Annotated in this window: 20 protein-coding genes; 6 read left to right on the top strand and 14 right to left on the bottom strand. The window is 66.0% G+C overall.

The features are described from left to right. The first annotated feature begins 103 nt into the window (after nt 1-103). Nucleotides 104-496, top strand: a complete 393-nt coding sequence (locus tag ABEA50_RS28225; protein WP_345499329.1) for a plastocyanin/azurin family copper-binding protein — start codon at nt 104-106, stop codon at nt 494-496. A gap of 151 nt (nt 497-647) precedes the next feature. Here the strand turns inward: ABEA50_RS28225 and glmS are convergent, their stop codons facing one another. Continuing rightward, nucleotides 648-2,549: a glutamine--fructose-6-phosphate transaminase (isomerizing) gene (gene glmS, locus ABEA50_RS28220; protein WP_345499328.1), complete on the bottom strand. Its 1,902-nt coding sequence runs from the start codon at nt 2,547-2,549 to the stop codon at nt 648-650. A gap of 36 nt (nt 2,550-2,585) precedes the next feature. Between glmS and ABEA50_RS28215 the strand changes: the two genes are divergently transcribed. Continuing rightward, complete coding sequence (locus tag ABEA50_RS28215; protein WP_345499327.1) at nt 2,586-3,449, top strand: poly(ethylene terephthalate) hydrolase family protein; 864 nt, start codon at nt 2,586-2,588, stop codon at nt 3,447-3,449. Nucleotides 3,450-3,507: 58 nt separating this feature from the next. Here ABEA50_RS28215 and ABEA50_RS28210 read toward each other — a convergent pair whose 3' ends face one another. From ABEA50_RS28210 to ABEA50_RS28190, 5 genes are all read right to left on the bottom strand, one after another. Continuing rightward, nucleotides 3,508-3,888 (bottom strand): hypothetical protein, encoded by a 381-nt coding sequence (locus tag ABEA50_RS28210; RefSeq protein WP_345499325.1) that lies wholly within the window; start codon nt 3,886-3,888, stop codon nt 3,508-3,510. Nucleotides 3,889-3,940: 52 nt separating this feature from the next. Next, a complete protein-coding gene (locus tag ABEA50_RS28205) occupies nt 3,941-5,593 on the bottom strand; it encodes a hypothetical protein (RefSeq protein WP_345499324.1) in 1,653 nt (550 codons plus the stop codon). 52 nt (nt 5,594-5,645) lie between these two features. Then, nucleotides 5,646-5,966 carry a hypothetical protein gene (locus ABEA50_RS28200; protein ID WP_345499322.1) on the bottom strand — a complete coding sequence of 107 codons (321 nt, stop codon included), beginning with the start codon at nt 5,964-5,966 and terminating at the stop codon, nt 5,646-5,648. 365 nt (nt 5,967-6,331) lie between these two features. Beyond that, a complete protein-coding gene (locus ABEA50_RS28195) occupies nt 6,332-6,637 on the bottom strand; it encodes a DUF6802 family protein (protein ID WP_345499321.1) in 306 nt (101 codons plus the stop codon). 79 nt (nt 6,638-6,716) lie between these two features. Continuing rightward, the gene (locus ABEA50_RS28190) at nt 6,717-6,908 is read right to left on the bottom strand and encodes a PspC domain-containing protein (protein WP_345499320.1); all 192 of its coding nucleotides are present in this window, start codon (nt 6,906-6,908) and stop codon (nt 6,717-6,719) included. Between the two features lie 165 nt (nt 6,909-7,073). Here ABEA50_RS28190 and ABEA50_RS28185 point away from each other — a divergent pair, with 165 nt between their 5' ends. Both ABEA50_RS28185 and ABEA50_RS28180 read left to right on the top strand, forming a co-directional pair. Then, nucleotides 7,074-8,726 (top strand): ABC-F family ATP-binding cassette domain-containing protein, encoded by a 1,653-nt coding sequence (locus ABEA50_RS28185; RefSeq protein WP_345499319.1) that lies wholly within the window; start codon nt 7,074-7,076, stop codon nt 8,724-8,726. 365 nt (nt 8,727-9,091) lie between these two features. Further along, entirely contained in the window at nt 9,092-9,550 is a 459-nt protein-coding gene (locus ABEA50_RS28180; protein WP_345499318.1) for a hypothetical protein, read from the top strand. Nucleotides 9,551-9,655: 105 nt separating this feature from the next. On the opposite strand, the gene ABEA50_RS28175 is transcribed toward ABEA50_RS28180, so the two are convergent. Continuing rightward, nucleotides 9,656-9,910 (bottom strand): hypothetical protein, encoded by a 255-nt coding sequence (locus tag ABEA50_RS28175; RefSeq protein WP_345499316.1) that lies wholly within the window; start codon nt 9,908-9,910, stop codon nt 9,656-9,658. Nucleotides 9,911-9,988: 78 nt separating this feature from the next. Between ABEA50_RS28175 and ABEA50_RS28170 the strand changes: the two genes are divergently transcribed. Continuing rightward, complete coding sequence (locus ABEA50_RS28170) at nt 9,989-10,117, top strand: hypothetical protein (RefSeq protein ID WP_345499315.1); 129 nt, start codon at nt 9,989-9,991, stop codon at nt 10,115-10,117. A gap of 9 nt (nt 10,118-10,126) precedes the next feature. Here ABEA50_RS28170 and ABEA50_RS28165 read toward each other — a convergent pair whose 3' ends face one another. From ABEA50_RS28165 to ABEA50_RS28140, 6 genes are all read right to left on the bottom strand, one after another. Continuing rightward, nucleotides 10,127-10,555 carry a nuclear transport factor 2 family protein gene (locus ABEA50_RS28165; RefSeq protein WP_345499314.1) on the bottom strand — a complete coding sequence of 143 codons (429 nt, stop codon included), beginning with the start codon at nt 10,553-10,555 and terminating at the stop codon, nt 10,127-10,129. Between the two features lie 128 nt (nt 10,556-10,683). After that, a complete protein-coding gene (gene glmM / locus ABEA50_RS28160) occupies nt 10,684-12,060 on the bottom strand; it encodes a phosphoglucosamine mutase (RefSeq protein ID WP_345499313.1) in 1,377 nt (458 codons plus the stop codon). A gap of 188 nt (nt 12,061-12,248) precedes the next feature. Beyond that, a complete protein-coding gene (rpsI, locus tag ABEA50_RS28155) occupies nt 12,249-12,761 on the bottom strand; it encodes a 30S ribosomal protein S9 (protein ID WP_425577729.1) in 513 nt (170 codons plus the stop codon). Next, the gene (gene rplM / locus ABEA50_RS28150) at nt 12,758-13,201 is read right to left on the bottom strand and encodes a 50S ribosomal protein L13 (protein ID WP_345499312.1); all 444 of its coding nucleotides are present in this window, start codon (nt 13,199-13,201) and stop codon (nt 12,758-12,760) included. Before rplM ends, rpsI begins: the two co-directional genes overlap by 4 nt. Nucleotides 13,202-13,406: 205 nt before the next feature. After that, on the bottom strand, nt 13,407-14,921 hold the full coding sequence (locus ABEA50_RS28145; protein WP_345499311.1) for a hypothetical protein: 1,515 nt from the start codon (nt 14,919-14,921) through the stop codon (nt 13,407-13,409). 91 nt (nt 14,922-15,012) lie between these two features. Continuing rightward, on the bottom strand, nt 15,013-17,682 hold the full coding sequence (locus tag ABEA50_RS28140) for an ATP-binding cassette domain-containing protein (RefSeq protein WP_345499310.1): 2,670 nt from the start codon (nt 17,680-17,682) through the stop codon (nt 15,013-15,015). 136 nt (nt 17,683-17,818) lie between these two features. On the opposite strand from ABEA50_RS28140, the gene ABEA50_RS28135 reads away from it, so the two are divergent. Beyond that, complete coding sequence (locus ABEA50_RS28135) at nt 17,819-19,225, top strand: neutral zinc metallopeptidase (protein WP_345499308.1); 1,407 nt, start codon at nt 17,819-17,821, stop codon at nt 19,223-19,225. 27 nt (nt 19,226-19,252) lie between these two features. Here ABEA50_RS28135 and ABEA50_RS28130 read toward each other — a convergent pair whose 3' ends face one another. Further along, nucleotides 19,253-20,536, bottom strand: a complete 1,284-nt coding sequence (locus ABEA50_RS28130) for an FHA domain-containing protein (protein WP_345499307.1) — start codon at nt 20,534-20,536, stop codon at nt 19,253-19,255. Between the last annotated feature and the right edge of the window lie 83 nt (nt 20,537-20,619).

Raw genomic sequence — 20,619 nt, 5'->3', positions numbered from 1 at the left:
CGCCACGTTCTCGGTTTCGTCACGCCCGAGTGGGCAAGACGACCACACCGCCAGCAGACTACGCTTGGCGACCATGTCAATGGTGAGTCGCCGCGTCCGGTCCATGTCGATCATCACAGGCTTGGCCATGGCGGCAACGCTGGCCGTCGCCGGGTGCACCAATGGCGACACCGACGCCTCGAAAGCCACCCGCACCCCACGCCCGGTGGCGACCACCACCACGCCGACCGAAAAGGTCGACGCCGCGGTGACCATCGATGTCAGCGACCAGAAGTTCGCCCCCGCCGAAACCACCATCAAGACCGGCCAAACCGTCACCTGGAAATTCGACGACTCCGTCCCCCACAACGTCCAGGGCATCGGCGACAAGGCCATGGGCATCAACAGCCCCATCATCCGCGAAGGCGAGTGGAGCTACACCTTCACCACCCCCGGCTCCTACCGCTACCTCTGCTCCCTACACCCCAACATGCGCGGCACAATAACCGTCGAGTAACCATCCACAATCACCAGGACACAGGCGCGCCCACAACCAGCTCTGCGCACCAACAAGTCCTGCTGGTCACAGCGCCCGGTGTGTGGGTGCGGGGTGGGCGGGGGCCTTCCGGGCGACACGTGTGTCGGCCGGAAGGTGTTGTTGTGGTGAATTATTCGACTGTGACGGACTTTGCCAGGTTGCGGGGCTTGTCGACGTCGTAGCCGCGTGTCTGCGCTACCTCGGCGGCGAAGATCTGGAGGGGGACCGTCGACAGCAGTGGCTGGAAAAGGGTGGGGGCCGAGGGGATTTCGATGAGATCGTCGGCGAAGGGACGCACCGTGTCGTCGCCTTCTTCGGCGATGACGATGGTGCGGGCACCGCGGGCCTGGATCTCCCGAATATTGCTCAGCAGCTTGGAATGCAAGACCGCGCGGCCCTTCGGGGACGGCATCACCACGATCACCGGCACACCCTCCTCGATCAACGCGATCGGGCCGTGCTTGAGCTCACCCGCCGCGAAACCCTCGGCGTGCATGTAGGCGAGCTCCTTGAGCTTGAGCGCACCCTCCAACGCCACCGGGTAACCCACATGCCGACCGAGGAACAACACCGTAGGCACCTGCGCCAAATCGCGAGCAAGCGCACGCACCTGCGGCGCCGTCTGCAGCACTCGCTCCACCAACTTCGGCATCGCCTCCAACTCGGCGAACTCGCGTGCCACCTCGTCGGGGTACTTGGTGCCGCGCGCCTGCGCCAACGCCAAACCGACCAGGAAATTCGCGGTCACCTGAGCCAGGAATGCCTTGGTGGAAGCGACACCGATCTCCGGTCCCGCCCTGGTGTAGAGCACCGCGTCGGACTCGCGCGGGATCTGCGCGCCATTGGTATTGCAGATCGCGAGCACGCGCGCCTTCTGATCCTTGGCATGGCGCACCGCCTCCAAGGTGTCGGCCGTCTCGCCCGACTGGGAGATCGCCACCACCAAAGTGGAGCGGTCGAGCACCGGATCGCGATAACGGAACTCGCTGGCCAACTCGACCTCGACCGGCAGCCGCGTCCAGTGCTCGATCGCGTACTTCGCCAACAGGCCGGAGTGGTAGGCGCTACCGCAGGCCACCACGAACACCTTGTCGACATCGCGCAGTTCCTGATCGGCCAGGCGCTGCTCATCGAGCACGATACGTCCCGCGCCGCTGCCCTCACTGAAATGCCCGATCAAGGTCTCCGCGACCGCGGCGGGCTGCTCCTCGATCTCCTTGAGCATGAAGTAGTCGTGGCCGCCCTTCTCGGCAGCCGCGAGATCCCAATCGATGGTGAACGGGCGAGCCGCGCCATCGACCTCCTCGCCGGCGAAGTTGGTGACCCGGTAACCGTCGGCGGTGATCACCACCGCCTGGTCCTGACCCAATTCGACGGCCTCACGGGTGTGCTCGATAAACGCCGTCACATCGCTGGCGATGAACATCTCGCCGGAGCCGACACCGACGACCAGCGGCGTCGAACGACGCGCCGCCACGATCAGGTCCGGATGGTCGGCGTGGGTGAAGACCAGCGTGAACGCGCCTTCGAGACGGCGAACCACCGCGAGCGCGCTCGCCGCGAAATCACCCGCCGTCGGGCCATCGGCGTAGGCGCGCGACACCAGGTGCACCGCCACCTCGGTGTCGGTGTCGCTGTGCAACTCGACCCCGGCGGCCTCCAATTCGCCGCGCAACGGAGCGAAGTTCTCGATGATGCCGTTGTGCACCACCGCGACCTTGCCCGTGGCATCGCAATGCGGGTGCGCGTTGCGATCGGTGGGCGCGCCGTGCGTCGCCCACCTGGTGTGTCCCATCCCTGTCGTCCCCGCGAACCCGGACGTACCCGGTTCGCGGGTCGCCTTGTCGATGGCGGACAACTCCGCCTCGAGATTGGCCAATTTGCCTGCTTTACGCTCCACAGACAGCGACCCCGCACCATCGAGGATCGCCACGCCCGCAGAGTCGTAGCCGCGATATTCCATGCGGCGCAGCGCGTCAACAACGACGCCAAGCGCGTCCCGGTATCCGACGTACCCCACGATTCCGCACATGGCTCACCAGAGTACTTATCGGCTAACGTTCTCGTCGTGTCGGCGTCTGTGAAATCGCTAGTGAGCACCTTGACCGGTCGTGGCCCCTACCGGGTGCTGCGCGGAAACCTGGCCATCGCGGGTCAACCCGGAGCGGTCTACACGCCCGAAACCGGGCGGAATCTGCCCGCCGTGGCGTTCGGACATGGCTGGTTGACCGGCGTGTCGCGCTATCGAGGGCTACTCGAGCACCTGGCTTCGTGGGGCATCGTCGCCGCCGCGCCCGACACCGAGCGCGGGCCGGTGCCCTCGCACCTGGATCTGGCCACCGATCTCCGCACCACCCTCGACATCTGCTCGGGCGTGCGCCTCGGCGACGGAACGATCAGCGTGCACCCCGACCGGCTGGCCCTCGCCGGACACGGCATGGGTGCCGGGGCCGCCGTAATCGCCGCCAGCCAGCGCCGAGTCGCCGCGATCGCCGCCCTCTACCCCGCGCACACCGCGCCCTCGGCCGAGCGGCTCGCCGCCGACGGCGCACTCGGCGACACGCCCGCACTGATTCTCGCCGGCTCAGATTTCGAATCGGTTGGTTCCAACGCACTGCCGCTGGCCGCCGCGTGGGAAGGCAAGTCCATCCTGCGCACCCTCGACGGCGCCACCCGCAACGGACTCATCGAGGGCCGCCGCCTGCTGTCGGCCGTGGGTACCGGCAAACACGAGTCGAAGACCGCGCGCACCACCCGCGCCCTGCTCACCGGTTACCTGCTCGCCACACTGAACGACGACAAGACCTACCGGGCCTTCGCCGAACCGGACACCGACATCCCCCGCACCACCCTCATCGACCCGCACGCACCGAAGGACGAGGAACAGCCGAAGTTGAAGGTCGGCCAGCTCGCCAAATTACTGCGCAGCTGAACACCTTTCACCGACCGCGGTGCCGAGCCCGCTCGGCACCGCGACTCCCCCGCAGCGCTCAGATCAACCAACTCTTGCGCTGATAAAACGCCGCTTCCTCGTCTTCGTCATCAATCGGCGCCACCACATCATTGGCCTTGCGCGCCGCGATCGACCGCGCAATAGCCTCCCGCTGTTCCCGAGCCTCGGCCGCCAACGCGTCCTGCCGCTCCCGCTCTTCGACCTCTAGTCGCTCTTTCTCCGCGGCTTCGGCCTGCGCATTCTCGATCTCCTCGCGGTGCTCTTCCAGGAATTCCCGTTGGGCGGCAATAGATTCCTCGGTAAGCCGCTGGCTAGTCGCAGCTGTTTTGCGCTGGATATCCTCGAACTCGTCGAGCAGTAGCCGTGAGCGACGCTGACACTCCGCGATCGCGCTTTCGATATCGGCTGAATAGCTCATTCCCTGTACTCCCGCGAAAATCCGAAAGCTTGTAGATTACGGCGAACTCGGATCACAGCGGACCCGCCTCGGCCAAGCGTGCGCCGCCGTCCGGAGCGGGAGGTGGCTCGCTCGCGTTGGGTGCGGGATCAGCGACACCCGTGTCCTGCTCATCGTCGCGACGCCCGGTCGGCGGCGCGGGAACAGTCGGCACCCCCTGTGGGTTTTGTGACGGTGGCTCCGGCGTAGATGGAGCGGCGGGCTCCGTATGCTCGGCCCCCTTCGGTGGCTGTGGCGCCGAGTTTCCGGGCGGCGTAGAACCTTCCTCCGGTGTCGACTCGGCCCCCTCTGGCGTCGCTGGCTCGGAGTCATCCTCGGGCTCACCCGTCGAAATGACCGGCTTCCCATTCTCATCGAGCTTCACGCTGAACTCTTGCGGCTTTCCATCCGCATCTGACAACACAAGCTTGAGTTGGCCGTCTGGCCCCATCTCGAACTTGAGATGCTTACCGCCGATATCGAATTCGGCAGCAGGGTCGGCCTTGTCCTCATCCGGTTTTCCGTCGCCGTCCTTGTCTTCGGTCTTCCCGCTGAGATCTTGGGTGAGTTTTCCGATAGCGCCGTCGATTTGGCTCTGTACGCCCGAAAGTCCTTGACTGAGCGACTGACCCAATCCAGACAACGTCGTACCGGCTTCTCTACCGACCTGACTTAGGGCGGCCAGTCCGTCCAACCCCGGGACCGATGGCAACGAAGGCGTCGTTGTCGAAGCGGGCACCGTGGAAGGGCCAGGAGTCGTGCCTGCGGGAACTGTCGAGGGGCCCGGCGTCGCCGGACCGGGAGTCGCGGGACCGGGAGTCGCGGGACCAGGCGTCGCGGGGCCAGGTGGTGCAGGTGCCGTCGTTCCCGCAGGTCGCGGGTACGGCGCCTCGGAGACCTTGTCCAAGGCGTCGATAATCGCACCGTAGGCATCCTTCACGCCTTGATCCGCGAGCTTGCAAGCATCTACGAATTTATGAGCTTTTGCCTCATAGTCAGGTTTGAATACTTCGTCCAACCACTTTTGACAACGTTCCTCATAGCGGTCATTCTGAATCCCAAGCCCAGCCATATCCATCGGATGAAAACCCTCATGCAAGTCAGGAAATATTTTACCCAACTTCACGAAGAGACTACCGTCGGTAAAACCACTGAAGGTAAAAGAGCGACCCGATATAATATTGTCGATATCATCCGCATCTTTTCCGTCGACTTTTATATCTACCCCATTCTCCAAGATATAAAGCACGACGTCGGCCTTGATCTTTGTGGCAGCGCGCAACCTAGCCCGGGCGTCCGCTAGCTTCTGCTGCACGACAGTCACAGCATTCTTGTCGTCGGCCGCACGAGTAATCTGCTCGGTGAGCATGCGCAATGCCCCATCGGCAGCTTGCCCCTGCCACGCTGCGGCGATCGCCTGCACGGAACCACGTTGGGAATCGAGCTGACTTCCCACTTCGTTGAGCGCTGAATCCAGCTTTTCAGCGGCGTCGTCAATCCTGTCTTCGTTCAATCCATTCTGTTCATAGAATTGCTTGTGCAGGGCCGCATAGCTGGGCACATCCGCAGGAGAGTCGCCGAACGCGCGGCGATATCGAACCTCGAAACGCTCGAAATAGAGGAGACCGGTAGCTCCGGTTTTCAGATATTCTTGAACCGGCGCATCGGCAGGAACGCTCCAACTCATGGATCAACCCCCACTATCGAATTGAGAGATTCCAAATCTCTATCCAGACATTTCACGGCGCCGCCTTACCAATATCTCCGGCAGTCTCCCGATCGGTATCCGAATACGCGACGACCGATGCCCCCACCCCATCAGCCGTGGCAATCGTCGCCTCGGCCCAATTCTGCAGCCAATGAACGACCGACTCGAGCCCTTGCTGGATCTTCTTCCCCTGGTCGACGTAGTTCGCCCCGGTCTCGCCGGGACCGAAGACACCCTCGGTCACCTTTTCGGATTGGCGCGCCACGTTCTCTCCGGAGACGCGTAACTTGCTGGCCAGCTGCCCCAACTCGCCGGTCTGGACGCCGACCGTGCCGCCCGGATTGTCGCTCATCCACTCCCCTCCTTCTGTCCGTGTGCCGACGCGCGAACCCGAACTCACGCACCGATGGCCTTTACCCCATTCGACGCGACCCGGCGGCGTTCGGTTCCCTCGATCCAGCGATCACACACCAAAGGCGTGCCGAGGACCTACGTTGGTGAAAATCTACTGGGCTCCGCACGGGAGAACAACCGCGAGCGGGGGCATGACGACAACGCTCGATGCCTCGGCGCAACGAAAAGCGGTCGAGACCGTCGAACCATCGGACTCGAAAGAGCGCGACAGTCGACGATCCCGACCGCTTGCTTCAGTACACAGGACGCGAACACGTCGGATTCAGCCCCTCTACCGAGGGCCAACAGCGAACCCCCTGTGCGTCAACCGATCTTGCCCTCGTCGGTGCGCACCCACTCGGAGGTCCCGTCGGGATGCCGGTGGAACTCCCACGCCGCGTAGTCGCCGTCCTTCTCGACCACGCTCACGTGGTCGGCGATGCCGTCGTGGTCGTAGTCGGTCCAGACCTGCATGGCCTCGTCGCCGTTGGTGGTGATCGTGTCGAGGGTGCCGTCGCCGTCGATGTCCTGGGTGGGATGATCCAGTTCGACCGGGCCGAGGCCGTCCAGGGTCGAGGACGCATCGATGCCGGGTAGATCCATGCCGGGGAATTCGCCCGAGGTGATCATGACTTCCTCCTCAGCGGGATTCGTTCGAACGCGCTTGCCCCATCCTGTCATCCACGCCGAGAAGTCGCAGCCGTGCCCCTCACTGTTTGGGCATGAGCACCCACAGCACCAGGTAGATGAGGAACTGTGGGCCGGGCAGGATGCACGACACGACGAACAACGCCCGGACGAGACCAGCGCTCCAGCCGAGATATTCGGCGATGCCTCCGCAGACACCGCCGATCCACTTGTCTTGCGAGGAACGGGTGAAGCGGCGAGTGGGTGCGGTCATGTCGGGACCTTTCTTCGTGCTGATCACTTGGTGATTTCCACTTTGCCGCAGTATCGCGACACCGACATCGGTCCCTGGCACTATTCCCACCCTGATTTCCACCCCCATCGACTCAGGGTGGACCCCTACCCGAGTACCTCGATCACACACGGCAGACTTGACCGGGTGAGCACCACTCTGCACGCGCGCGGCCTCTCGGCGGGGCACGGTGCACGCACCTTGTTCACCGACCTCGACCTCACGTTGGCGCCGGGCGACGTGCTCGGGCTCGTGGGGGTGAACGGTGCGGGCAAGTCGACGCTACTGCGCATGCTCGCCGGGGTGAACACACCCACCGGTGCCATCACGCTCAGCCCGCCCGATGCCACCGTCGGCTATCTCGCGCAGGAACCGGAACGGGTGCCCGGTGAGACAGTCATCGAGTTCCTCGGCCGCAGGACCGGCGTCACCGCCGCACAGCAGGTGATGGATATCGCCGCGCAGCACCTGGCCGACGGCGGCGAGGACACCTACTCCCCCGCCCTCGAACACTGGCTCGCACTCGGCGGCGCCGACCTGGACCAGCGCGCCGAGGAGGTCGCCGCCGACCTGGGGTTGGTCGCGAGCTTGCCGCACGGCATGGACACCCCGATGACGGGACTTTCCGGCGGCCAAGCGGCCCGCGCGGGTTTGGCCTCGGTGTTGTTGTCGCGCTTCGACATTCTGCTGCTGGACGAGCCGACCAACGACCTCGACCTGGATGGCCTCGCGCGTCTGGAACGCTTTGTCGCGGGTGTTCGAGTGCCGCTGGTGGTGATCAGCCATGACCGAGAGTTCTTGGCGCGCACCGTCACCGGCATCCTGGAGCTGGATCTGCCGCAACAACGGGTCGAGGAGTACGACGGCGGCTACGACTCGTATCTGGCCGAACGCGAGATAGCCAGGCAGCACGCGCGCGCCGCGTACGAGGAATTCGCCGACACCAAGGCCGGGTTGCAGGCGCGTGCGCAACGGCAACGCAACTGGCTCGAACACGGCGTGCGCAACGCTCGACGCAAGACCCACGACCCGAAGAAGGTCGACTCGGACAAGGCGGGTCGCAAGATGCGTGCCGAATCCACCGAGAAGCAGGCCGCCAAGGCCAGGCAGACGCAGCGCCGGATCGAGCGACTGGAGGAGGTCGAGGAGCCGCGCAAGGAATGGGAACTGCGGATGAGTATCGCGTCGGCGCCACGCAGTGGGTCGGTGGTGGCGACGCTGTCGGAGGCGACCGTCACGCGCGGTGAATTCACGCTCGGACCGATCAGTGCCCAGGTGGATTGGGCCGATCGCATCGTGCTGACCGGCGCGAACGGCTCGGGTAAGTCGACGTTGCTCGCGTTGCTGCTCGGCAGGATCGCACCGGACAAGGGCACGGCGACGCTGGGGTCGGGTGTGCTGATCGGCGAGGTCGACCAGGCGCGGGGCGTGTTCCGCGGAACCGACACGCTGGCAGACACTTTCGGCGCCGCGGTGCCGGACTGGCCGGACGCGGAAGTCCGCACCTTGCTCGCGAAATTCGGCCTGCGCGGCCCGCACGTCGTGCGCGCCTGCGAAACCCTGTCCCCCGGTGAACGCACCCGTGCGGCGCTGGCGCTGCTGCAAGCGCGCGGGGTGAACCTGCTGGTCCTGGACGAACCAACCAACCACCTCGACCTGCCCGCCATCGAACAATTGGAGCAGGCCGTCGAATCCTTCACCGGCACCATGCTTTTGGTGACTCACGATCGACGCATGCTCGACACCGTGCACGCGACCCGACGCTGGCACCTGGACTCCGGCACTCTCATCGAAAGCTGACCGATGTTGTTGCTCCGAACAATCGCCCGGCGACACCCAACTCCAGACCACCCATCTGCGCGACCTGGCACCTCGGCTCCGGCACTCGCACCGAAAGCCACTGCCCGGTGGTATCTCTGCGACTATTCCCCGACTGCGCTCAATTGCGGGGCGCTTCGCGCGCGACAGGACGGCATCACGCCGAACACCACCGACCGTGCCGTTACCCCGACAATCCCCGGCGACACCCAACCCCAAGACACCACCCACACGACCAGACACTGACATCTGAACTCTGACACCGCACCGAAAGCCACTGACCCGTGCTATTTTCCCGATTTCCCGTCGAGCCCGAACCGATTGATCCGAACCAGCCCGTCGATGTCGTGGTCGCACGGTGGACCGACGGCGCGGGTGCCTCGACACTCGGAATAGATACCCGACTCACGCTGGCGATCACCGGTCTGATCTTTCTCGCCGCACTGGTACTCGGAGTATGGAAATACCACGGCATCCGCACGTCGCCAGCGGGTTCCGCACACATCTACGTCGACATCGCCCACCGCGCCGCACTGCTGTACTCCTTCGCGGGAATACTCCTCGCGGTCTTCACCGAACTGAGCGGTTGGCCCACAGCGGTCAACCTGCTCGCCGACGCGGTAGTGCTGGTGTTCTTCATCGCCGCGATCGCCAGCTACGCATGGCACGGCTGGCGCCGCGACACCACCAACCAGTTCCACGGCGAAGTCGACGGATCCTTACGCCTGGGCATGAACGCGCTGATCGTCGGCGAAATCGGCGGCTTCATCGTCCTGTTCACGGGGTTCCTGATCGAACAGTTCTGACTCCGAATGGCTTCGCTACGAGCTGGTTTCGGCGGCAGGCCGATGAATGCCGCTTTTCCAACTGTTAGCCGCCGCTCGGATGACTACGACCCCGGTAGCAATTCGTCAATTGCCGCGTCGCCGCATCCACTGGTACGGCAGCCACAGCGCCAGCGCGAACGGTAGCAGGATCGCCGCGAACAGGATTCCCGCGAACATTCGGTAGCCGTGCGGGTCCGAGGACAATCCGGTAGCGCTGAGCACCGCCATACCGACAAGCAGCACGATCAACAGGGCGGTGCAGGCACACCCGCCGAGCACGAGGCACCGTAACGCTGTTCGTAGGGCGTTTTTCCGGGTAACGCTCTCCGACGTATCCATGTTCGGCTCCACGGGTTGGAGTGTGCGGCCAGAAAGGGCCGCTGGTTCTCGCGTCGGATGTTCGATACCCGGCCGACGGTGGCAGCCGTTCCTTGGTGTCGCACTGCCGTCGAGCACCGGCCCGCTCTCGAGATGCTCACCGCGACTTCGGGCGAACTCGGCGGCGTCCTCTTCCTGTTCACCGAGTTGCTGGTCGAACAGTTCTGACCACGGAATTTATGGCTGCAGCGGCGTTCGCCTGGCTCTGACAGCACGGCGGGCGATTCGCCACTCCGCGTCGGATCGCACGAGGCGATCGTCGAAGGTAACGCTACGCGCAGCGCCTTCGGCGGTAATGCCGATACCTTTCGAGAGACTGTGCACGGTGCCATCTGTCGTCTCATCCAGAACGATGTTGGTGACGTGGTGTCCCACCGGATTTCGGTCGCCGAGGGCCAACACCCACTCCCGCATAGCCTCCAGCCCGAAAATTACCCCGCCGCCGAAGTCACTCACGTCGTACTCGACATCCGCGGTGAAAACCTCGTGCAGCTGATCGAGCCTGCCCGTGTCGATCAGATAGCCGTGCTGATTGATGAGGCGGATTATCGCCTCGCGGTCCTCGATGTTCATGGCCTCGCTGCCCTTGGTGACCGAATGTGCCACCTGATCATAGGGTCGAGCGATCGATGTTGCGGCTGCCGGGCTGCACCGAACCGAGTAGGTGACGACAGGGGGTGGCCGGATACTCGCTCAGAGCCGTTCCAGGCCGTTCCAGGCCGTTCCAGCGGAAGTCAGATCGACGCGACCCGCTTGGCCAAGTCGTCGGCCAGTTGCCGGGCCTGGACCGGGTCGGTGGCTTCGACCATGACACGCACCAATTCCTCGGTTCCGCTGGGGCGCAAGAGCACCCGGCCGTTCTCGCCGAGTAGTCGCTCGGCCTCCGCGACACCGTCGCGGACCACCGCAGCCTTCGCTACCTGTGACTTGTCGCTGACCGGCACGTTCACCAGCACCTGGGGGACGGTGGTCAGGACAGCGGCGAGGTCGGCGAGGGTGCGCTTCGTACGCGCCATGCGCGCCATCAGTTTCAAACCGGTCAGAACACCGTCACCGGTGGTGCTGAATTCCGGGAAGATCATGTGGCCGGACTGCTCGCCGCCGAGTGTGAAACCACCGCGGCGAAGTTCCTCCAACACGTAACGGTCACCAACGGCGGTGGTGCGCAGGGTAATTCCCGAGGCGCGCATGGCGATGTGCAGTCCGAGATTGCTCATCACCGTGGCGACGAGCGTGTCCTGGGCCAAGGTGCCCGACTCGTGCATGTCCAGTGCCAGAATCGCCAAAATAGCGTCGCCATCGACGATTTCGCCGTCGGCGTCGACGGCGAGGCAGCGGTCGGCGTCGCCGTCGTGGGCGAGGCCGAGATCAGCGCCGTGCGCACGTACCGACTGCGCCACCTTGTCGATGTGGGTCGAACCGCAGTCGTCGTTGATATTCACGCCGTCGGGTTCGGCGTGGATCGCGATCACCGTCGCGCCCGCCGCACGGTAGGCGGCGGGACCCACCTCCGACGCCGCACCGTTCGCGCAGTCCACGACGACCGTCAGCCCGGATAGATCCTGTCCGGCGGCCGACACCAAATGCTCGACGTACCGCCCGTGCGTCCCCTCGACGCTGTACTGGTCGGGAATCTCCAGGCCGCGGTCGCGCGCGCCGGAGGCGTTGCGCACCCTGCCGATCTCGGCGCCGGTCGGACGAATCGGCGAATCCTCGGCGATCAACGCCTCGATCCGGTCCTCGACCGCGTCCTCCAGCTTGTGCCCACCCGCGGCGAAGATCTTGATGCCGTTGTCCGGCATCGGGTTGTGCGAGGCGGAGATCATCACGCCAAGGCACGCGTCGTAGAGGCCGGTGAGGTAGGCGACGGCCGGGGTGGGCAGCACGCCCACCGAAAGCACATCGGCGCCCGCGGCGGTCAGACCCGCGGTGACCGCGGCTTCCAACATCTCGCCGCTGGCTCTCGGGTCGCGCCCGACCAGGGCGAGCGGGCGCTGTCGGCCTCGGCTCAACACTTGCGCGGCCGCGCCGGAAACACGCAGCGCCAGTTCAGGACTCAGCGAGGCATTCGCGAGCCCACGGACTCCGTCGGTACCGAACAACCGTCCCATAGTCGCCCCTCACAGGTGGATCTGCGGCGTGCGCGGCGCACTCCGAAGCGGCGCCGCGAGAAGTCATACAAGCACGAAAGCAGGCGACCAGCCGTGCTGGCCGCCTGCTTTCGTTCAGGTGACGCGTCGAGCACTCCGTTCTCCGCCAGCCCGAAGGTGCCGGAGAACGGTGGCCGACGAAGCCACAATCAGCGCTTCGAGTACTGCGGCGCCTTACGGGCCTTCTTGAGGCCGTACTTCTTACGCTCAGTGGCGCGCGGGTCACGAGTCAGGAAGCCCGCCCGCTTCAGCGCGGCACGATCTTCCGGGGTGACCTCGATCAGCGCACGGGCGATGGCCAGACGCAGCGCGCCCGCCTGACCCGAAGGGCCGCCGCCGTGCAACCGGGCGTGGATGTCGAACGACTCGGTGCGCTCGACCGTGACCAGCGGCGACTTGACCAGCTGCTGGTGCACCTTGTTCGGGAAGTAGCCCTCGATGGAGCGACCGTTGAGCACGAAGTTGCCCGAACCGGGCAGCAGGCGCACGCGAACGACGGCTTCCTTACGGCGGCCGACGGTCTGCACGGGACGCTCGATCAGGACCGGAGCGAACTCCTCTTCCGCGACGACCTCTTCGTAGCCGTCACCGTCCTCGACGATCTCGGCGTTGTCGAACTCCTCGACAACGGCTTCCTCGTTGAATTCCTCGGGCGCGGTCACTGGGCCACCTGCTTGATCTCGAACGGAATGGGCTGCTGCGCGACGTGCGGATGCGTCGGGCCCGCGTAGACCTTCAGCTTGCCCGCGATCGCGTTGCCGAGCTTGTTCTTCGGGATCATGCCCTTGATGGCCTTCTCGACCAGTCGATCGGGCCTGGTCTCCAACACCTCGCCGACAGTGCGCGACTTGAGGCCGCCAGGGTGCCCTGAGTGGTGGTAGATGAGCTTGTCGGCCTTCTTGTTGCCGCTGATGGCAACCTTGTCGGCGTTGATGATGACGACGTAATCGCCACCATCGACATGCGGTGCGTAGGTCGGCTTCGTCTTGCCGCGCAGCAGATTCGCTGCGGCAACGGCGAGACGGCCGAGCACTACGTCAGTGGCGTCGATGACATACCACTGGTGGGTAATGTCACCTGCCTTGGGGCTGTACGTAGGCACAGTGCTTCCCTGTCTGTCGTCGGTGTTGCCAGCCGAGCGTGCGGTCGAGAGTTGATCCCGGCGGCCGGAGGAGACCCGGGCCTCGATGGACGACCGACCGACCCGAAACGGGTCGATCAGACGTTCCACACGCCAGTCGGCCACGATACCAGCAGGCTGGTCGCGGCCGAAATCCGTCGTTCATGGTCTCGCTGAACCATCCTGCTCAGCTGCCGAACAGGTTGTCCTTCACCTTGCCCCACAACTTGCCCTTGCGCGGTTTGCCCTCGGGCTCGTTGTCGTCGAAGTCGTCGTCCCACTGGTCGCGCAACTGGTGCGCGCCGTGCGTCGGTGGAGGACCCGGTGGTGGCTCGGCGCTCCTCGGCCCGCCCGTTGGCGGCCCAGCGGGCGGCCGGGACGGTTCGTGCGGGCGGCCGGGCTGCGGCTCACCGGGACGGCCGAACCTGCCGTCGGGCAGATTCGGATTCGCCGTCACACCGCGCGGACCGTCGTCCGGCCCGATCCTGGTGGTCGGCGCCTCCGCGGACGGATACCCGGCGCCGTACTGGACGCCACTCGGCGGCGGAAGCGGTGCGCCTGGCCGCTGTTCCTGCGGACGCTGCTGCTCCGGCGGACGCTGCGGCGACACCGGCGGACGCGACGGCTCGGCCGGACGCTGCGGCGGTTGCTGTTCGGCTGGCCGCTGCGGCGGCGCCGGAGGACGTTGCGCCTGACCTTGCTGTGGCTGACCAGGCTGACCCGTCTGCCCATGGCCCTGCCCCTGCTGCGCCCGAATCTGCTGGGTCTGCGCCTGCTGCGCCTGATACTGCTGCGCCTGATACTGCTGGGCCGCCGTCGCCGGATCGGGATAACCACCCGATTGCGGCTCCTCGTACTCGGAATCGGTCACCAGCAGGTGCGAGGCACCGAGGACCAGCGCGTGAATCGGATGATCGGCGACCTGTAGCCGGTGTCCGAGGTGATTCTGGAACGCGAAGCGCAGCGGCTCGTTGAAGCACACATTGCCGGTCAACAGCACCGTCGAGGTGTCGGCGCCGATCGAACGGGCGGCGGCCATCACCTCGATCACCACGTTGTCGGCCGAGCGCGCATCGCGCATGGCCTCGGGGGTGACCGGCACATCGACGGATTCGGTCGGCTGTTCGTCATCGCCATGGACGGCGACAACAAGCATGGTCCGCCCGTCGGAGTACACCCCGGTCGCGCCGACACCGTGCGGACGCGCCCGATCCGGCGGATGTACGAGCCCGAGGGCCCGCACATACCCCGAGAGCGCGACGCTCTCCGGCAGTGGCTCCGCGGTGACGTCGAGTTGCTCGACCAGCTCCACGTACACGTCGATCTTCTCGTCCGGCCACCCGTCCGGGTACGGCAAAGCCACCAGATCCGGCTTGCCACGCAGGAACTCGCCGATCGCCGCGAGCGGGTTGTACATCCGCGCACGGAAAACCAACTCGGCGGGCCACGTAGCACCCGCGATCACGATCTGCGGGTGTCCGAGGATGTCGCGCACGTCGGCGATCGCCATCCCCAGGTCGGGTCGTCGCCGTTCTACCCCGGCCGTATGTAACCGGCCCGACGAATCCGCCAGCAGATACGCGGGCGGATTCCACATTCCTTCCACCTGAACCGGGCGGATCGGCTTACCGCCGCCGCCCGCAGCCACGGACACCACATCCCATCCGAGATGTACTGCCCCTATTCGCACCGTCACAGGCATCAGTGTGCCTGCTGTGCGGTCGAAACGCTTGCCGCCACGGAGAGGACCCGGTCATCGTGTCCTCGAACGCCGCGCGCCGCGGTCGCGGCGGTCACGCCGCCGACTTCCGCAGTCGCAGCCGGGTCCAGGTGAGGAACGCGAGCACCGCGGTGATCGCCACCAACAAGCCGATATCCAACGCCCAGATACCGGGATCCTGCTGCCACAGCGGGTCTTCCTGCGCGCTGAGGAACACCTCGCGGATATTCACCGTCGACGCGCCGGAGGCATACCCCCAGCGGGCGGGGAAAAGCCAGGACACCTGCTCGAGCACCACGCGCCCGGTGACCGGGATCAATCCGCCCGCCATCACCAGCTGACACATGATCGCCACCACCAGCAGCGGCATCACCTGCTCGTTCGACTTGGCCAGCGCCGAGAGCAGCAACCCGACGACCACGCAGCAGATCGCGGTCAACGCGATGTCGATATAGAGCTCGATACTTCCCGAGGACAGCACCGCGCCTTCGCCGGGTGGCTTCTTACCCGCGAGCACGATTCCCACCAGCACAGCCGACTGCACCAGCGCGGTGAAACTGAAGACCGCGATCTTGGCCATCAGGTACGCCGAGGGCAACAGGCCGACGGCACGTTCGCGCTGGAAGATGGTGCGCTCGCCGACGAGGTCGCGCACGGTCAAGGTCGAGCCCATGAAGCAGGCGCCGAGGATGAGCACCACGAGCAGCTGCTGGGTTTCACCGCCGCCACCTTCCGGGACGAACGTGCCGTCGGGCATCGCGCGCAACGCACCCTTGGCGAATCCGTTCTTGCCAGGCACCACCAGCGAGAGACCGCCGAGGATGAACGGAAGCACCACCAGGAAGATCAGGTAGCCGCGGTCGGCGATGATCAGCCGGATCTGGCGCCGCGCGAGCGTCGAGAACTGTTTGCCGCCACTGGATTGCGGTGGACTGCCAGTCGATCCCTGTTGCTGCGGTTGCGGCGGTGGTGGCGGGGGCAAGGCCGCCTGCCGCGATCGATAGGAGGCGAAGGCCTGATCGGGATTGGCCGCCACGTTCGCGAAGATCTCGGCCCAGTCGCTGGTACCGAGTGCTGCGCCGACTCCGGCCGGGTTGCCGCAGTAGGCGGTCTTGCCGCCCGGCGCGAGGAGCAGCACCTGGTCGCACATGTCCAGGTGCGCCACCGAGTGCGTCACCACGATCACCACGCGTCCCGCGTCGGCGAGCTCGCGCAGCATCACCATCACCTGACGATCCAGTGCGGGGTCCAGACCCGAGGTCGGCTCGTCCAGGATCAACAGCGAAGGGCCGGTGAGCAGTTCCAGCGCCACCGAAGCACGCTTGCGCTGACCGCCGGAGAGGCGATCGACCCTGGTGTCGGCGTGCTCGGTCAACGAAAGTTCTTTCAGCACACCGTCGATCACCTGTTGACGGTCGGCGCGACTGTTGTCCGGCGGCAGCCGCAACTCGGCCGCGTAGCCCAGTGCCTGGCGCACCGTGAGCTGACGGTGCAGCACGTCGTCCTGCGGCACCATCCCGATACGCGAACGCAACGCCTCGTACTCGGCGTGCAGATTGCGGCCCTCGAAAGTAACCGCGCCACCGGAGGGTTGGGTGGAACCCGCGATCAATCGCGACAGTGTCGACTTACCAGCACCCGAAGGCCCGATCAACGCGGTGAGCGTGCCCCGACCCGCCTGCATGTTGACGTCGACGAGTAGCTGCTTGTTGCCCTCGACGGTGAAACCGACACCGTGCACTGCCAGGCCCTGCTCCGCGATCGGCTTCTGCCGGTGCACCAAAGCGCCTTGCTGCACCACGAAGTCGACGTTGCCGATGGTGATGATGTCGCGCTCGCGCAGCACCGCCTTGTCCTGGCGCTGACCGTTGACGAAGGTGCCGTTGGCCGAGCCGAGGTCCTCGATCGTCAAACCGTCGGGCGAGCCGAGCAGGCGCGCGTGCTTACGCGAGGCGAGCGCGTCGTTGACGACGATCTGGTTGTCGGTGGTGCGGCCGATGGCCAGACCGCCGGGTGGCAGGCGGTCGCCGCGCGCGACCGCGGCGGTGGAGGCACGCGCGCGCACAGGCGGCGCGGTGGAAGTACCGGCCTTCGCGGTCATGTTCGGATTGAACGGCTGCGGCTCTTGTGCCGGACGTTGGAACGACTGCGCCCCCTGCGGCCCCCGACCCCCTTGCGCCCCCCGTTGATTGAGCTGATTTCCCTGTTGCGACGAATTAGCGGGCGGCCCGCCGGCATGCGGAGGATTCGACCCGGACGGCCCCGGCGGACCGGAGCGCGGCGGCTGCGCCGGGCGCGGCGGCGAAGGCGCCTGCGGCGGCGGACCCGAGTGCGCCCCGGCGACCTGTTGCTGATGCTGTTGCGGCGGTTGATGTCCCGGCCGCAGCCCGGTGCGGCCCGCACGCGGCGAAGGACGCTGCGGCGGAGCGGGATTCGCGGGTAGCAGGTGTAACAGTGGGCCGGTCACCGCGTCCCCCAAACGCACCTGAGTCGGCCGGTCGATCGAAGCTGGCCTGGTCAACCGTTGCGCGTCGACGAAGACGCCATTGGTGCTCCCGTTGTCGGAGAGTACCCACGCTCCCGACTGCCAGGTGAGTTTCGCGTGCACCCGCGAAACCAAGGGACTGTCCACGAACAGCGTGACCTCCGGCGCCCTGCCCATGGTGATTTGCTGGCTCGAATCGAAGATTCGCTCATTTCCATCATGGCGCACGGTGATGGTCTGCGCCCCCGGTGAAGACATGCTGCGGATACTATTCCATCACCCGGACATCGGCCGGTGCCCCTAACGCGCCCGAGCTTTCGTTCCGGCGACCGACACCGGCCAACCAGGGGGAGCCTTGCCGAAACTGCCAGCGACCGTACTGCTTACCGTCGCGATGAGTGTAGTTGTGCTGGTCACCGGCTGTACCAGCATGGTCGGCGGGCACCCGGTCTCCATTTACAACGACCCGTTCAAGGTGGCAGGACTGCCGACGACCAGCGGTCCGAGCGGGCCGCGCGACGGCGTCCCCGACAGCACGTTGACGGCGGTCAACGGTGACGGCGGCGAGACCGACACGATGGTGCTCAATGCTGTCGAAGACATCCAAACCTATTGGCGCGACGAGTTCGCCAAGGAATTCGAGGGTGAGTTCAAACCGGTCGACAAACTGATTTCGTGGAGCGCGAAATCGTCACGGGGTGAGGCGGTGAAGTTCTGCAAGGAGACCACCTATCACCTCGTGAACGCCGCCTACTGCCGCACCGACAACTCGATCGGCTGGGACCGCTCGGTTCTGCTGCCGACGATGACCGAGACCTTCGGCAAGATGGCCGTGGTCATGGTGCTGGCGCACGAGTACGGCCACGCGGTGCAGACCATGGCCAAGCTCGTCGGCAACAAGGACCCGGTGATCGTCAAGGAACAGCAGGCCGACTGCTTCGCGGGCGCGTTCATGCGCCATGTGGCTGAGGGCAAGTCCGCCCACTTCACCATCAACACCTCCGACGGCCTCAATTCGGTACTCGCCGCGACGGTCGCCATCCGCGATTCGGACCCCGACGACCCGGAGAGCGTGCACGGTTCGGCGTTCGAGCGGGTCACGGCCGTACAGAGCGGGTTCACCGACGGTCCGCGCGCGTGCAAGGGCATCGACAAGGACGAGATCGACCAACGCAGGGGTGACCTGCCGCAGAGCTTCGAAACCGATACCGGCGGCGGCGAATTCGAGATCAACAAGGGAACCTTGATCGAACTCGGCAAGGCACTGGGCGCGTTGCTGCCGACCGATCCTTCCCCGGCGTTCGACTACTCCGGCGCGAAGATCGACTGCCGCGACGGCGTCGACACCGAGCCCGTCACCTACTGCCCCACCACCAATACGATCGCCACCGACATCCCCGGCCTCGCCGAACGCGGCAGCTCCGACGCCGATCCGGACGATCCGCTGCCGGTGAAGGTGACCGGCGATTACAACGGTTACGTCGTGTTCGTTTCCCGCTACACCCTCGCGACCCAGAAGAACAAGGGACAGAGCCTGGTAGGCGCGCAGGCGGCACTGCGCGCCTCGTGTTTGTCCGGTGTGGTCACCGGCAAACTCGCCCAGCCGGGCCGACCTGCCACCGAGGGCGACATCGGGTTGTCGGCGGGCGACCTGGACGAGGCGGTGTCGGGTCTGCTCAACGACGGCCTCGCGGCGAGCGATGTGCGGGGACAGACGGTTCCGAGCGGCTTCTCCAGGGTCGACGCCTTCCGTGCCGGCGTGCTCGACGGCGAGAAGACCTGCGCGGCACGGTATTCCTGAGCCGACTACCGCCGGCACCGAAGCGGCTCAGCCGAACGGTGGGGGCGCGGTGTGTTCGAATCGCAGCACCCGGTTGCCGAGCATGATCTCGGCGCCAGCGACCAGAATCATGGACTGGTTCGGGGCCAGACGTACCCAGTCGCGGTAGCCGGGCATTCTGGTGCGGGTGCCGTTGGTGGAGCCTCGATCCACCACGGCCACATCCCAATTCAGCAACCGGATCTCCGCGTGCGCCCGCGACATGCCGCCGGAGGAGTCCTCCACACGGAACGGGATGAGACCGTTGGCCACCGCCCCCGCGCTCTCGGGATCGCGCCCGAGCACCGCGTCGGCGGCGACCATGAAGGTGGTGCCGTCATCGAGCAACAGGTTGCCCAGCGGCGGACGCACCACCTCGATCAGCGGTTGGGTCTGGTCCACCGGCATCCCGCACACGGTGCAGAACGCGGCCCTCGGATCGCTGGGATGCGCACGCGCGCACTTGAATCCCTGCACTTTCACCGCGATCGTGCTCGCCTTCGCGGTGGCCTCCAGCCGACGTTGCAGGTCGGGATCCGGCTGCGGCGCGGGATTGGTGCCCGCGATCATGGTCTGCGCGAACTGCGCGTCCTGCTCGTCGTCGGAGTCGTGCATGGCGGTCGAGGACCCGGTCCGCAGCGGCGGCTGGGCGTCCCGGGGCGGCCCGGCATCCCGACGCGCCTGCCTCGGTTCGTTTTCCTCGACCCGCGAGGTCGGCGGCACCTCCTGCTGACGGTGCGCGCCACGAGGTTCGGCTCGAGTCTCGGCTTCGGGTGCGGCGGCGCGGACGGGTCGACGCACACTCTGCGACCACACGATCGCACCGCACGCCTGCGCCACGCCTTCGACCAGCCAGCCGACCCCGCGCTCGGCCGGAAACTCGGGAATGCGGCCCTTCGCGTCGTCGACGAACAACGCGACGCCGTGCTCGGGCACCGGTACCGCCCGGTCGACGGTGAACATGGCCGCGCTGCCTCGAAGACGTTGCGGCGCTTGTGCGGCGAGCACCGCCGAGATCGCGCCGTGCAGGAAGACCGCGACCTCGCCATCGGGCGCCTGCGACAGAATCCCGAACTCGATCGGTGCGTTCGGGCTGATCCTGGCGGCTTCCTTCATCAGCCACCGGGTCGCGGCCTTGGCGATCGTCTCCCCCGGCGCACCGTCCGTGCGGCGGGTGACGTCGATGACGAGCTCGGCGAGTGCCTCCAGCGCCGCCATCGCGGTGGAATCGCCGCCGACCCGACCGGGCCCGCGATGCGCGACCAGTACGACCGCGTCCGCGGCCCGTGCCACGACGTGCGGTCCGCCGACGACCTCAACCTGTCGACCGTTCAACGGAATCGGTCTCCACCAAGCTCGCAGCGCCTTGTACCCAC

The organism is Nocardia callitridis, assembly GCF_039543305.1.
Lineage (GTDB): Bacteria > Actinomycetota > Actinomycetes > Mycobacteriales > Mycobacteriaceae > Nocardia > Nocardia callitridis.
This window is presented reverse-complemented; position numbering and strand designations above follow the sequence as displayed.